This window comes from Jatrophihabitans sp. (genome assembly GCA_036389035.1).
In the GTDB taxonomy this organism is placed as follows: domain Bacteria; phylum Actinomycetota; class Actinomycetes; order Mycobacteriales; family Jatrophihabitantaceae; genus Jatrophihabitans_A.
On record DASVQQ010000040.1, the window covers coordinates 96,269 to 109,044 of the forward strand.

Annotated in this window: 11 protein-coding genes and 1 pseudogene; 4 read left to right on the top strand and 8 right to left on the bottom strand. The window is 68.8% G+C overall.

Going from position 1 to position 12,776, the window contains the following annotated elements; genetic code table 11:
- Positions 1–65 precede the first annotated feature (65 nt).
- Positions 66–1,229 (bottom strand): acyl-CoA dehydrogenase family protein, encoded by a 1,164-nt coding sequence (locus tag VF557_20555; protein HEX8082612.1) that lies wholly within the window; start codon positions 1,227–1,229, stop codon positions 66–68.
- A 186-nt stretch (positions 1,230–1,415) separates the two neighbouring features.
- Here VF557_20555 and VF557_20560 point away from each other — a divergent pair, with 186 nt between their 5' ends.
- The gene (locus VF557_20560; GenBank protein ID HEX8082613.1) at positions 1,416–1,823 is read left to right on the top strand and encodes a MerR family DNA-binding transcriptional regulator; all 408 of its coding nucleotides are present in this window, start codon (positions 1,416–1,418) and stop codon (positions 1,821–1,823) included.
- A gap of 227 nt (positions 1,824–2,050) precedes the next feature.
- Here the strand turns inward: VF557_20560 and VF557_20565 are convergent, their stop codons facing one another.
- A complete protein-coding gene (locus VF557_20565; protein ID HEX8082614.1) occupies positions 2,051–3,616 on the bottom strand; it encodes a DUF222 domain-containing protein in 1,566 nt (521 codons plus the stop codon).
- A 230-nt stretch (positions 3,617–3,846) separates the two neighbouring features.
- Here VF557_20565 and VF557_20570 point away from each other — a divergent pair, with 230 nt between their 5' ends.
- Positions 3,847–5,613, top strand: a complete 1,767-nt coding sequence (locus VF557_20570) for a biotin carboxylase N-terminal domain-containing protein (GenBank protein ID HEX8082615.1) — start codon at positions 3,847–3,849, stop codon at positions 5,611–5,613.
- Between the two features lie 79 nt (positions 5,614–5,692).
- Here VF557_20570 and VF557_20575 read toward each other — a convergent pair whose 3' ends face one another.
- Together VF557_20575 and VF557_20580 are read right to left on the bottom strand one after the other, a co-directional pair.
- Positions 5,693–6,253: a YceI family protein gene (locus tag VF557_20575; GenBank protein HEX8082616.1), complete on the bottom strand. Its 561-nt coding sequence runs from the start codon at positions 6,251–6,253 to the stop codon at positions 5,693–5,695.
- Positions 6,254–6,408: 155 nt separating this feature from the next.
- The gene (locus tag VF557_20580; GenBank protein HEX8082617.1) at positions 6,409–7,305 is read right to left on the bottom strand and encodes a thioesterase family protein; all 897 of its coding nucleotides are present in this window, start codon (positions 7,303–7,305) and stop codon (positions 6,409–6,411) included.
- Between the two features lie 33 nt (positions 7,306–7,338).
- Between VF557_20580 and VF557_20585 the strand changes: the two genes are divergently transcribed.
- A complete protein-coding gene (locus VF557_20585) occupies positions 7,339–7,665 on the top strand; it encodes a DUF5313 family protein (GenBank protein ID HEX8082618.1) in 327 nt (108 codons plus the stop codon).
- Positions 7,666–7,680: 15 nt separating this feature from the next.
- Here VF557_20585 and VF557_20590 read toward each other — a convergent pair whose 3' ends face one another.
- Both VF557_20590 and VF557_20595 read right to left on the bottom strand, forming a co-directional pair.
- Positions 7,681–8,028: a hypothetical protein gene (locus tag VF557_20590; protein HEX8082619.1), complete on the bottom strand. Its 348-nt coding sequence runs from the start codon at positions 8,026–8,028 to the stop codon at positions 7,681–7,683.
- A 57-nt stretch (positions 8,029–8,085) separates the two neighbouring features.
- A pseudogene (locus tag VF557_20595) lies at positions 8,086–9,510 on the bottom strand (NAD(P)H-quinone dehydrogenase).
- Between the two features lie 66 nt (positions 9,511–9,576).
- Here VF557_20595 and VF557_20600 point away from each other — a divergent pair.
- Positions 9,577–10,029 carry a gamma-glutamylcyclotransferase family protein gene (locus VF557_20600; protein HEX8082620.1) on the top strand — a complete coding sequence of 151 codons (453 nt, stop codon included), beginning with the start codon at positions 9,577–9,579 and terminating at the stop codon, positions 10,027–10,029.
- A gap of 29 nt (positions 10,030–10,058) precedes the next feature.
- Here VF557_20600 and VF557_20605 read toward each other — a convergent pair whose 3' ends face one another.
- Both VF557_20605 and VF557_20610 read right to left on the bottom strand, forming a co-directional pair.
- Positions 10,059–10,466 (bottom strand): hypothetical protein, encoded by a 408-nt coding sequence (locus tag VF557_20605; protein HEX8082621.1) that lies wholly within the window; start codon positions 10,464–10,466, stop codon positions 10,059–10,061.
- Between the two features lie 178 nt (positions 10,467–10,644).
- A complete protein-coding gene (locus VF557_20610; GenBank protein ID HEX8082622.1) occupies positions 10,645–12,750 on the bottom strand; it encodes a TerD family protein in 2,106 nt (701 codons plus the stop codon).
- Between the last annotated feature and the right edge of the window lie 26 nt (positions 12,751–12,776).

The window sequence follows — 12,776 nt, forward strand, 5'->3', positions numbered from 1 at the left end:
CCGAGGACTCCTCGACCGGCCTAACCCGCCGGCCGAAGGTCGCGCGCTATTCGACGGGGAGCGCGCTATTCGACGGGAAGGCCGAGCGCGCGGGCGATGACCATGCGCTGCACCTCGGAGGTGCCTTCGCCGATCTCGAGGATCTTCGCGTCGCGATAGAACCGCGCCACCGGGTACTCCTCCATGAAGCCGTAGCCACCGAAGACCTGGGTCGCTACCCGGGTGGCCGAGACCGCGGCTTCGCTGGAGAACAGCTTGGCGATCGCGGCCGCGTGCTTGACCTCCTTGGCCGAACGTCCGGCGTCCTTGAGCCAGGCAGCCTTGTAGGTCAGCGTCCGGGCCGCCTCGACGGCGACCGCGAGATCGCTGATCGCGAAGGCGACCGCCTGCCGGGCGCCGATCGGCTTGCCGAAGGTGTGGCGCTCCTTGGCGTAGCGCAGCGACTCGTCCAGGCAGGCCTGGGCCAGCCCGACGGCCAGCGCCGAGATGGCGATCCGGCCGTCGTCGAGGATGGCCAGGAACTGCTTGAAGCCGGTTCCGCGGGGGCCGACCAGGTTGGCCTCGGGCACCCGGCAGCCGTCGAAGACCAGGCCGTGGGTGTCCGAAATCCGCCAACCGAGCTTGTCGTAGGGCGGCTGGACCTCGAAGCCGGGGGTGCCGCTGGGGATCAGGATCGCCGAGATCTCGGGCTTGCCGTCCACCATGCCGGTCCGCGCGGTCACGGTGACCAGCGAGGTGATCGACGAGCCGGAGTTGGTGATGAAGGCCTTGGCGCCGTTGATGACCCACTCGCCGTCGACCAGTTCAGCCCTGGTGCGGGTTGCGCCGGCGTCCGAGCCGGCCTCGGGCTCGGTCAGGCCGAAACCGGCCAGGGTGCGCCCGGCGACCAGGTCGGGCAGCCAGCGCTGCTTCTGCTCGTCGCTGCCGAAGCTCAGGATCGGGTTGATGCCCAGGCCCACGCCCGCCGAGAGGGTGATGCCGATGGACTGGTCCACCCGGCCGAGCTCTTCGATGGCCACGCAGAGGGAGGTGAAATCGGCTCCGGCGCCGCCGTACTCCTCGGGGACCACCAGGCCGAACAGGCCCAGCTCGCCCATCTTGGGGATCAGCTCGACCGGGAAGTAGTGCTCGCGGTCCCACTTCGCCACGTGCGGGGCGACCTCGGACTCGGCGAAGTCGCGGACGACCTTGCGGAAGACTTCGTGGTCGGCTGACAGCTCGAAGGACATGGCGACTCCCGGCGCTGGACGAGCCCCCGGCAGCGGCTGAGCACCGGGCGAGCGGCTCGGAACTGAGTTGACGTTGGAACTGGGCGAACGTTGGAACTGGGTGAACGTTGGAACTGGGTGACGTTCGATTCGAGTTGACGTTAGGACTGAGTTGACGTTTACGTCAACGTTAAGCACTATAACGCTATGACCTCGGCAACGGAAGCCAGCGGGGCCGACCAGACCTGGACCGTCGGCGAGCTTGCCGATGAGCTGGGCGTCACCACCCGAACCCTGCGCTTCTACGAGGCCGAAGGGCTGATCGCGCCGGGACGAGCCGGCTCTGCCCGGGTCTATGACCACCGGGACCGGGCCCGGATCCGGCTCATCCTGCGCGGCAAGCGCTTCGGCATGTCACTGTCGGAGATCCGCGAGATCGTCGACATGTACGACGGGGCGGCCTCCTCCGAGCGGCGCCAGCTCGAGACGCTGCTGACCCGGCTGGATGAGATCACCGCTGACCTGACGGCCCGCCAGCGCGACCTCAAGCGGACGATGTCCGAGGTCGGCGAGGTCGCCCAGCAGTGCCGGGACCGGCTCGCCCAACTGTCCTGATCGGCGGTCGGCGGTCGGCGGTCGGCGGTCGGCGGTCGGTCGACGGTCGACGGTCGACGGTCGGCGACCAGTGACCAGTGACCACGACCGGCGGGCCGGCGCCGGCGGGCGGCGGCCGGCCCGGTCGCGGTCCGGGTCCTTATCGGGTGGTCGCCTCGTTGGGTCGGCAGCTACCTCGACGCCCGTGGGCTCGGCAGCCAGTTCGCGGCCGGCTGGTCCAGCACCGGCTAGAACGGCGGCAGGCTCGGGTCCGCTCGATGAGCGAGTTCCCTCGCGCGTTGCCGGTTGGCTGCCGAGATCGCCTCAAGGGCATTGCTGATTCTCGATCGATCACTGCTGGTCCGAGCATGGCTCAGCTCACGGTTCCAGTGGGCGCTCAGCTTGGCGAAGGCCTGGTCCTCGCGGGTGTGGACCTCTTCGATGGTGGGCCGTCGCGGCGGTGCCGGTCGGTCGGGTGAGGCGCCGGGTTCTGCTCGAGGCCACCGTGTCGGTGGATGGCTCCGGTAGCTGTGGCCGGTGTCGTCGGTCCAGGTGAAGGATCCGTCGGGGTCATAGCTGTAAGCCCAGCCGGTGTCGATCTTGCACAGGTTGTGCCGCTTGCAGGCCAGCGCGCCGTTGCACCGGCAGGTCTGCCCACCTCGGCCATAGGGGGTGATGTGCTCGTACTCGCAGCGATAACCCGGCTGATTGCAGGTCGGAAAGCTGCACACGCTGTCGCGGGCGGCGACGAAGTCCCGCAAGCGTTGGGATGGCCGGTAGCTGTGCTGGGAGATGTCCAGCAGCTGCCCGGTGTCGGGGTCGGTGAGCAGCCGGCGCCAGGTGCCGGAGGCATCAGCGGCCAGGCGCCGCGCGGCCTCGGCCGTGATCGGCCCATAACCGGCCAGGTCGGCCGGCTCGTCGTCGAGGCCGAGCAGGGTGTCTGCCGAGACGACCACCTGGATGGAGGGCCGGCGGCCCTGCAGCTCGGGCAGGGCGTCATGCGGCAGGCCGGACAGCACCGCGTCGACCAGCAGGTCTGCCCGCTTTTGGTCCATCGTCCGAGCATCGTGTGAGGGCAGCAGTCCCGCCGCGGCGGTCAGCCGGGTGAAGATCGATTGTCCCTGTGCCGCACCCAGCAACACCGGCAGCTGCACCATGCCGTCATCGACAGGCTGGAACCCGACCTTGCGATCGGCCAGCGCGCGCTGATGGCGTTGCTCGCCCGTCGCCGGGTCCAACGCCAGCGCTGCCCGCTTCACGGCCTGCCGCAGTTGAGGGATCGTCTGGTCGGCGGCCCGCTCGATCACCGCGTTCTCGAAGGCGTCGACCAGCTCGGGTTCGAGCCCCCAGGCGGTCTCAGTGATCACCTCGGCGTGCCGTCCGGAGATCGCGCCGCGGGCCAGCAACCGCAACGTCCTCGGCAGCTCGCGCACCAGCGTCCGGCCGGTCCGCAGTTTTGACTGGGCAGCCGGCACGGGCACCTTCAGCGCCAACGACACCGCTTCTCGGGACAGCGTCAAGGCAGTCGAGTCGGCGGCGTCGATCTCGGCCAGCACCTGGGCCTGAACCGCTTCGATCCAGTTCTTCTGCTCCTGCAGGGCTGCCAACAGATCAAGGCGAGCGCCTGCTGGCAACGACCGGGCGTCCATTCTGGCCAGCTCATCAGTCGAGCGGGCGACCGGGGCACGTTCTGACAGCTCGGCCAACCGCTCGACGGCAGGCACCATCGCCGAGTACACCGGATGCTCGCTCCAGTCCGGCTCGGGCACGTCCGCCAACCATGCCGCGAAGTCGGGGGCCTCAGTGTCGAACATACTAGCGATCATACCGTGCGCCAGGGACTTATCCGGTCTGACTTGCCCTTTGTGGATAAGTAAAAACTCGAATCCGCGCGCAGCGGGTACGGCAGCCGGCCCGGCCGGCTCCGGAGTGGCTTACGTGACCATTTCGGGTCAGGCCGCAGGGCGGGTGGGTAGCCTTCGCAGCACACCCCGCCGGAAATCGCGCCGCCCGCGAACTCCGGCCGCAGTCAGGAGGCACACGCATGCGCAAGGTGCTCATCGCCAACCGCGGCGAGATCGCCGTCCGGATCATCCGGGCAGCCAAGGACGCGGGGCTGAGCTCGGTGGCGGTCTACGCCGACCCCGACCGCGACGCCCTGCACGTCCGGATGGCTGACGAGGCCTTCGCGCTCGGCGGCAGCACCCCGGCGGAGTCCTACCTGATGGTCGAGAAGGTGATCGAAGCGGCGCGGACGTCCGGCGCGGACGCGGTGCACCCCGGCTACGGGTTTCTCAGTGAGAACGCCGACTTCGCGCAGGCGGTGCTCGACGCCGGCCTGACCTGGATCGGCCCGTCGCCGCAGGCCATCCGCGACCTCGGTGACAAGGTCACCGCCCGGCACATCGCGCTGCGCGCCGGCGCGCCACTGGTGCCCGGCACCAAGGAGCCGGTGAGCGGCCCGGACGAGGTCCTGGCCTTCGCCACCGAGCACGGGCTGCCGGTGGCGATCAAGGCGGCATTCGGCGGCGGCGGACGCGGGCTGAAGATCGCCCGGACGCTGGAGGAGATCCCGGAGCTGTACGCCAGCGCGGTGCGCGAGGCTCTCAGCGCGTTCGGCCGCGGCGAGTGCTTCGTGGAGCGTTACCTGGAGCGCTCCCGCCACGTCGAGGCGCAGGTGCTGGCCGACACCCACGGCAACGTGATCGTGGTCGGCACCCGGGACTGCTCGCTGCAGCGGCGCAACCAGAAGCTGGTCGAAGAGGCCCCGGCCCCGTTCCTGTCCGACGAGCAGCGCGAGCGGATCCACGCCTCGGCCAAGGCGATCTGCCGGGAGGCCAATTACACCGGCGCCGGCACCGTGGAGTACCTGGTCGGCGCTGACGGCGTGATCAGCTTTCTCGAGGTCAACACCCGGCTGCAGGTCGAGCACCCGGTCTCGGAGGAGACCACCGGCCTGGACCTGGTCCGCGAGCAGTTCCGGATCGCCGACGGCGAGCCGTTGCGCTGGGCCGAGGACCCCACGCCGCACGGGCACGCGATCGAGTTCCGAATCAACGGCGAGGACCCCGGACGCGGTTTCCTGCCGGCGCCCGGCATGGTGACCGACTACCGGGAGCCGGCCGGCCCCGGCGTGCGGGTGGATTCCGGCATCGAGGGCGACTCGGTGATCGGCGGCGCCTTCGACTCGCTGCTGGCCAAGCTGATCGTCTGGGGCGAGACCCGGGACGAGGCACTGGCCAGGTCGCGCCGGGCGCTGGACGAGTTCGTGGTCGGGGGCATGGCGACCGTGCTGCCGTTCCACCGCGCGGTGGTGCGCGATCCGGCCTTCGCCCCGGCCGACGGCGCGGAATTCAGCGTGTTCACCAGGTGGATCGAGACCGAGTTCGACAACCAGCTACCCGCCTTCAGCGGGGCTGCCGGCGCCGAGGCCGACGCCGGTGAGCGTGACCGGGTGGTGGTCGAGGTGAACGGCAAGCGACTGGAGGTCACCCTGCCGGCCGGCTTCGGCGCGGCCTCCGGCGGGGCGGCTGTCGGTGGAGCGAAGAAGGCCCCCAAGCGGTCCGGGGCGAAGCGGTCCGGGGCGGCGGCGTCCGGTGACGCCCTCACCGCGCCCATGCAGGGAACCATCGTCAAGGTCGCGGTCAGCGACGGCGACACGGTGGCTGCCGGTGACCTGGTGGTGGTGCTGGAGGCCATGAAGATGGAGCAGCCCATCAACGCTCACAAGGCCGGCACCATCACCGGGCTGTCCGCCGCGGCCGGCGAGGTGGTCACGTCCGGCTCGGTGATCTGCGAGGTCAAGGACTAGACACACCACGGCGAGCCGGCCCGAAGTGGCACCGGCTCGCCGTGGGCGCTCGCGCGCTGGTCAGGCGGCGTCGAGCGGGTCAGGCAGCGTCGAGCACGGCCTCGATCTCGAGGGTGATGCTGATCTTGTCGCCGATGACCACGCCGCCGCCGTCCATCGGCATGTCGATGTCGACGCCGAACTCCTTGCGGGAGATCTCGGTCTTGGCGCTGAAGCCGGCGCGGGTGCCGCCGTAGGCGTCCGGGCCGATGCCGTTGAGCTCGAGCTTGAGAGTGACACCCTTGGTGACGCCCTTGAGGCTCAGGTCACCGGTCAGCAGGTAGTCCGCCCCGTCGGCCTTGAGCGAGGTGGAGGCGAAAGTCATGGTCGGGTACTTCTCGACCTCGAAGAAGTCGCGCGAGCGGATGTGGTCATCGCGCTGGGCGTTGTTGGTGTCGATCGAGCTCAGGTCGATCTCGGCGGTGACCGAGGAGTCGGCCGGGTTCTCCGCGGTGACGATGGTGCCGGAGAACGAGCCGAAGCGGCCCTTCACCTTGCTGACCATCATGTGCCGGACCGAGAACGAGACGTCGGAGTGGACGGGGTCGATCGACCAGGTGCCGGTCAGGTAGCCGGGGATCGTCGGGGTGGCGAGTGTCATCAGGAACCTCCAAATTGGTTTAGTGTTCAACTGTTGATGACACAACCAGCCTGCTGGCAAACACATTCCCGGAGTAGTGTGACCTGGGCCACGTAGGAGAGGTAGCGGCGTGCAGCCGGAGCGCAGGCAAGCCGAGCGGGGCTGCCCGCGGTGCGTTAGTCCCGGCGGCTGCGGATCAGCAACGTCTGCAGGCCGGCGCCCAGCACCCCCGCGCGGTCGGACAGGGTGGAGCGCGCCATGCCCAGACCGGCGCCGTATTCGCTGACCGCCTGCATCAGCACCCAGTCGTCCTGGCTCTGGCGCGTCAGGTGCACGTCCAGGTCGACGTTGGCGAAGGACCAGTCATCCCAGTCCACCAGCGAGGAGATGCCGCTGGCCGAGTCGGCGACCAGCGCCAGCCGCTGCAAGCTGGACAGCCGCTCACCGGCCACCAGCGGCACCCGCGCCCGGGCCCAGGTGGACGCCGGGCCGGGCCGGCGGGCCGCCCCGGAGACAGCTCGCCACTCCAGGTGCCGCGCGTAGGGAAAGCCGTCCATGTCGAAGACCGGCCGAGCCAACGGGTCGTCGCGATTCTCGGGGGTGGCGGCGGCATCCTCGGCGGTGGCGGCGGCATCCTCGGCGGTGGCGGCGGCCTCCGGCGCGCGTTCGCTCGCGCTGCCGGAGTGCGGACCGGCTGCCCGGTGGTTCTCGGGGACCAGCCAGACTCGTGCCTGCAGGCAGGCCCGGCCGCCGGCGGCCAGCTCGGCCGAGATCAGCACGGCGCTGCGAGCCAGCCGCAGCACCCGCGCCGACACCGTGAGCGGGGCGACCGGGACCGGCGCCAGGAACTCGGCCGCGATCCGGGCCGCCACCAGGTCCGAACGTCCGGCGGCAGTGGTGGCAAGCTGTTCGGCCAGCCGGACCAGCAGCGCGCTGGGCGGTCCGCCGTGCTGCAGCTCATCCGACCACGGCCCGCCGCAGGCCGGCTCGCTGTTCACCGTGCCAGCCAGTTCGGCACGCGCCGCGGCGCCGCCGAGTTCGACGTTCAGCTCGGTGAAGAAGGCGGTGTCCACCCCGGGAACGATAGCGTCCAGACTGGACCGGTGATGATGTCCGCTGAGCACCCTGGCGTGCTGCGCTGGCTGGGCTACGCCCTCGGTGGCCGGCTTCCCGAGCGCTACCACGACTGGGTCTTCACCGACCTGACCGGGCCGGACTGGCGGCTGCGCGAGGCCGGCCGGATCATGCTGTTCGCAGTCGTCCCGATCACCGTGCTGCTGTTGCTGCCCGGCCGCCTCGAGATCCGGATCTACGCCGCGCTGTTCGTCCTGGTCGGGCCGCTGTTCGTCGGCCTTGCCTACGGCGAGGAGTTGCGCGACCGGCGGCTGCGCCAGCACGGCATGCTGCCGCCGTCCGGGCCTGACCCGGACTGAACCGCGCCGGCCGGCTCAGCCCTGCCGGCGGGCGGCGATCCGGGAGATCATCTCGATGCGCTTCTCGGCGAGCGAGATCATCTCCGTGGTCCGCGAGCCGACATGCGCGGTGTCGGCCCCTTGGGAGAACACCATCGCCCAGCCGTTGGCGCCTTCCAGCGCCGGCACCCGCTCGACCAGCTCGGTGCGCGCGACGTGGTGCACCCCGTCGAAGAGGTAGTCCTCGGTCACCACGGCCACCACCACGTGGTCGGCGGGAAGCAGGGCCACGTGCGCCACGATCCGCTCGGAGTTCTCGGCGAACACCGCGGCCGCTCGAATGGTCCGGCGGGATTTCTCTATCTGTTCCGGTGAGATGTCCATCTGCTGCCTTGCCTTGTCAGTGCGGTCGGTCAGTCCAGGTCGGTCAGTCCAGGTCGGTCAGTCCAGGTCGTCGTGATGCATCAGTTGCCGAGCCGCTTCGGTGACCGAGCCGGAGATCGACGGGTAGATGGTGAAGGTGGCCGCCAGGGCGTTGACGGTGAGCCCCAACTGGACCGCCACGGCGATCGAGTGAATCAGCTCCGAGGCCTGCGCCGCCACCACCGACCCCCCGATCACCACGCCGGAAGCCGGCCGGCAATAGATCTTGACGAAGCCCTCGGTGACGCCCTGCATCTTGGCGCGGGCGTTGCCGCTCAGGGGCAGCGTGATGGTGCGGGCCGGCACCGCCCCTGAGGTGACCGCGGCATGGCCGATGCCGACGGTGGCGATCTCGGGATGGGTGAAGACGTTGGCGGCCACGGTCTTCAGGCGCAGCGGCTGCACCGCCTCGCCGAGGGCGTGCCACATCGCCACCCGGCCCTGCATGGCCGCCACCGACGCCAGCAGCAGCACGCCTGTGCAGTCACCGGCGGCGTAGATGCCGGGCACCGGGGTGCGCGAGACCCGGTCCACCTCGATGAAGCCGGCCTCGGTGGGGGTCAGGCCCACGTGCTCCAGGCCCAGTCCGGTCGTGTTCGGCACCGAGCCGACGCACATCAGCACGTGCGAGCCGGCCACGGTGCGCCCGTCCACCAGCTGCACCTCGACGCCCTCGCCCACCCGCGACACCGAGGCGGCCCGGGCCTGCTTGATCAGGGTGCCGCCGCGTTGGGTGAACACCTTCTCGATGACGTCGGCAGCCTCCGGATCCTCGCCGGGCAGCACCTTCTCACGGCTGGACACCAGGGTCACCGGCACGCCCATCTCGCTGTAGCCGGAGGCGAATTCGGCGCCGGTGACGCCGGAGCCGACCACGATCAGGTGAGCCGGCAGCTCCTTGAGGTCATAGAGCTGGCGCCAGGACAGGATGCGCTCGCCGTCCGGCTCGGCGCCGGGCAACACCCGCGGCGTGCCGCCGGTGGCCAGCAGCACCACGTCCGCCTCGATCCGCTGGGACGGCGCCAGCTCACCGGCGCCGGTGACGTCGATCGCGTAGGTCCGGCCCGGCTGGTCCGGGGCGAAGCTCGCCCGGCCGGGCAGCACCGTGACGCCGTGCTTGCTCAGCCGGTTGGCGATGTCGGCGGACTGGTTGGCGGCCAGCTGGCGCACCCGCTCGTTGACCACCGCCAGCTGCACCGTGACGTCGCTGCTCGCCGTGGAGACACCGACCGCGGGAGCGTCGCGAAAGGCGGTCACCTTCTCGGAGGTGGCGATCAAGGTCTTCGACGGCACGCAGTCATAGAGCACGCAGGCTCCGCCGACCCCGTCGGACTCGATCAGGGTCACCTCGGCTCCCAGTTCGGCCGCCACCAGAGCGGCCTCGTAACCAGCCGGGCCGCCACCGATGATCGCGATACGTCTCACACGGTCCATTGTCGCGGATCTGGGCCCGGCGCACCCGCCCGGGGCTGATGATCACCCGGCGGAGTGTCGGTAGGCTGCCTGATCGTGCCCCTCTACGCCGCCTACGGATCCAACATGGACCCGTCCCAGATGCATAGCAGGTGCCCGCACTCACCGTTCGCCGGCACCGGCTGGCTGCCCAACTGGCGGCTGACCTTCGGCGGGGAGGACCTGGGTTGGGAGGGCGCGCTGGCCACCCTGGTCGAGGAGCCCGGAGCTGCCGTCTTCGTCGCGCTCTACGACATCACCGCCCAGGACCGGGTCGCGCTGGACAAGTGGGAGAGCGCGGACTCAGGCCTCTACCGGACGTCCCGGTTGCGGGTCTCGACCCTTGATGGCGACGTGCTCGCCTGGACCTACGTGCTCAACGGCTACGAGGGCGGCCTGCCCTCGGCCCGCTACCTCGGGCTGATCGCCGAAGCCGCCGACGCCGCGGGAGCGCCTGGCGACTACGTCGACGAGCTGCGCGCCCGGCCCTGCCGCTCCATCGGAGGCTGACGCCTGCAGGACTCTGATCCACCCAAGGTTCAGGTGTACGGGTTGTCCTTCTGGGTGGAGAGGGCGGTGTCGGGCGTGCTGTCATTGGGCCCGTTGCCCTCATCGAGTCGGATGCGAACCCAACTGATATTCCTGAGCATGCTGTAGGTGGAACCGCTGGGTATATACCCGTTCGAGCAGCCGTTGTCGTCGTAGTTCTGGTAGATGGCTTTTGCGTTGTAGGTACCGTCGGTGTACTTGATCTGAAGCCACACGTAGGCGCCTTCCCCGTCGCCCTGACCATTCGAGGCGCACCGGTCCGCCACGTAGGAATTGACGTAGACGCTGCGAGCGTTGACGAAGCTGACCTCGCCATAAACATGCGCATACCCATCGGACATGTCGGTGTTAATGTCGAACGACTGCGCAGCGGCAGCCGGCGCTTGGGTAGCGGCCATGATGCCCACCACGCCAAGGACTACTCCAACAGACTTCAAAGACCTCGAAAGCATGAGTGCTCCCAGCGTGATAGAGAATGGTGGCTGGACGCTACCTGCCCGAGTGAAGGCAAAGGAGCGTCAAGGCGAAATTGTTAACCAGGCATCTGCCGCCTGATCAGGCCGCCCACGTCTCGACTCACCCCTGAGGCGAGTCCGTGTCGGCAGGCATCCTCGGCGGGCGGGAAGTCCACGGACTGAGGTTCTGCACCACCTCGGCGTAGAAGCAGGTGACGACCTCGAGGACCGAGCCGATCAAGCTGCCTTGCCCGGTAGCTCGCTTACCACCCATCGGCAGGTCCAAACTCACCCTGAACGCTCGAATGTCGCGCCCGTCCTTCGGTATCAACCCATCAAGGCTCCGCGGCGCCTTTCCATTGCCGAGCAGCTGAGCGGTGGACCGGCCCGCGCCGCCTGCGAGGATCGCCTCCACCCTGGTCGCGTCCCGAGCCTCGCTCAGTTGCCGAAGCAGCCAGTTGACCCTCGTCGTCGGCCTGCCTTCGCGAGGAGCGTCCACAGTGATCGAACAACTCACCCGCTCAGCTCGCAGGTCGGCTGTGATCACGATGGGTCCTGCCGCGCCGGGCACCTTCAAAGTTCCGACAAGAAGGCCGGAGTCCACGAGTTGTCGGCAGCGTGAGGCAGTGTCGCTGGAGTTGCGCTGCCCGACCGGCTGGACGGTTACCCCCAATATCGCGGTCAGGTGCAATCCGATGAACCGGATCAACTGGTCGAACAGCGCGGTCACCTCGGTCGCGTGCTTGTCCGTGCTGCGCAGTGTCCTGGCCTTGACGTCCTCCCGCACCTTGACCCATTGCGGGCCCATGTTGGCGAAGCCGTGCAGGCCTGAACGTGAATGTTGCATGTACCGGATGAATTCCGTGAGCACGTAACGCTGAGACGGGTCAGTCACCCCCCGATGCCGAGCCGCGACGATGGCATGAGTGCGGATCTCGTCCCAGGAGAGGTGCTTCAGCGCGAGCTTCCGCAATTTGCGGCGCTCGATGGAGACCGGGTGCTCGTCAACCGCCCCGGTGACTTGATTGCTGATCGTTATGACGGCGTCGAATCCTTTGGCGCGGGCAATATCGACGTAGGTGTCGATCTGCTGCTGCTGGAGTTCGTTGGTGGAAGTCTTCACCTCGACCAGGGCGATCCACACCTTCTGACCGCGGGTCACCCGGATGACGCCATCGGGGCGAAACGCCTTGTCGTCATGGCCGAACGGGACCTCGACGAAGGTTTCAATCAAGCCGGCGGGTGCGCCATAGGGCACCGTCAAGGCGCGGCCGAAGTCACGAACCAGCGACATCACCGCCAGCAGCGAGGAGGTGGCGCGCCGCTCCTGCTCCTCACCGACCCCGATTCCGGCAACCGGGAACAGTCGCGCCGGCTGCCAATCGATCTCACCCTCGGCGGGGATCGTACGATCCCAGTCGGCGGGCATCTTGGGCGCGCGAACGCTGCGCCGGACCGACAGGCGGCGAGTTGGCGGCGATGCCTCAGCGGCCAGGTCGGGCGCGACATCTGATTGAACAGCCTCGTCAACGGCTGGGCTGGGATCATCCGACGGCGCCGCCGCAGACTCCTGCTCGGCCGCTGCCGTCGCCTGCGGCGCTGCGGGTTCCGCCGTGGCGGCACTCTCGGACGATGAGTCGATCTCGATGCCGAACTCAGTGGCCAACGCGGCTAGCCCGTCGGAGTATCCCTGGCCGATGGCGCGAATACGCCATTCACCAGCACGCCGGTACAACTCTCCAACGAGCAACGCCTTCTCGGATTTGGCGTCTTCGATGCGATACGCCAGCAGCTCATGAGCATCTGAGGTGCGCTGCAGTCGCAGTTGGACGAACTCGGCGTCACCGAAGCTCAGGTCCGAGTTCGGCTCGAGGCTGGCGGCCACGATGATCCGATGGACGTCCTCGGGAACGTCGTCGAGTTCCAGGGTGAGGACGTCCGTCGACACGACCATGTCGTTGGCGTCCGGTTCTGACCTGATCTTGTCTCGCAAGTGGACCGCGCCTGCCAGAGCGACCGGTTGGTTGTAGAAGATCAGGTCATCGTTGGAGCGCACGCGGCCGTCGTGACCCAGCAGCAGCACGCTGACGTCGGCGTCGATGGGATTCTTGTCAGCGGTGCACGTTTCCAGTATCACGGTGACCGAGCCGAGTTCGGCATCCAGTTGGCGCAATCCAATATTTGCCCCTTTGGCCAGGGCAACTGGGGCGTTTGGGTTATCTGGCATGGGGGCTAGCATCGCATCTGGACTGG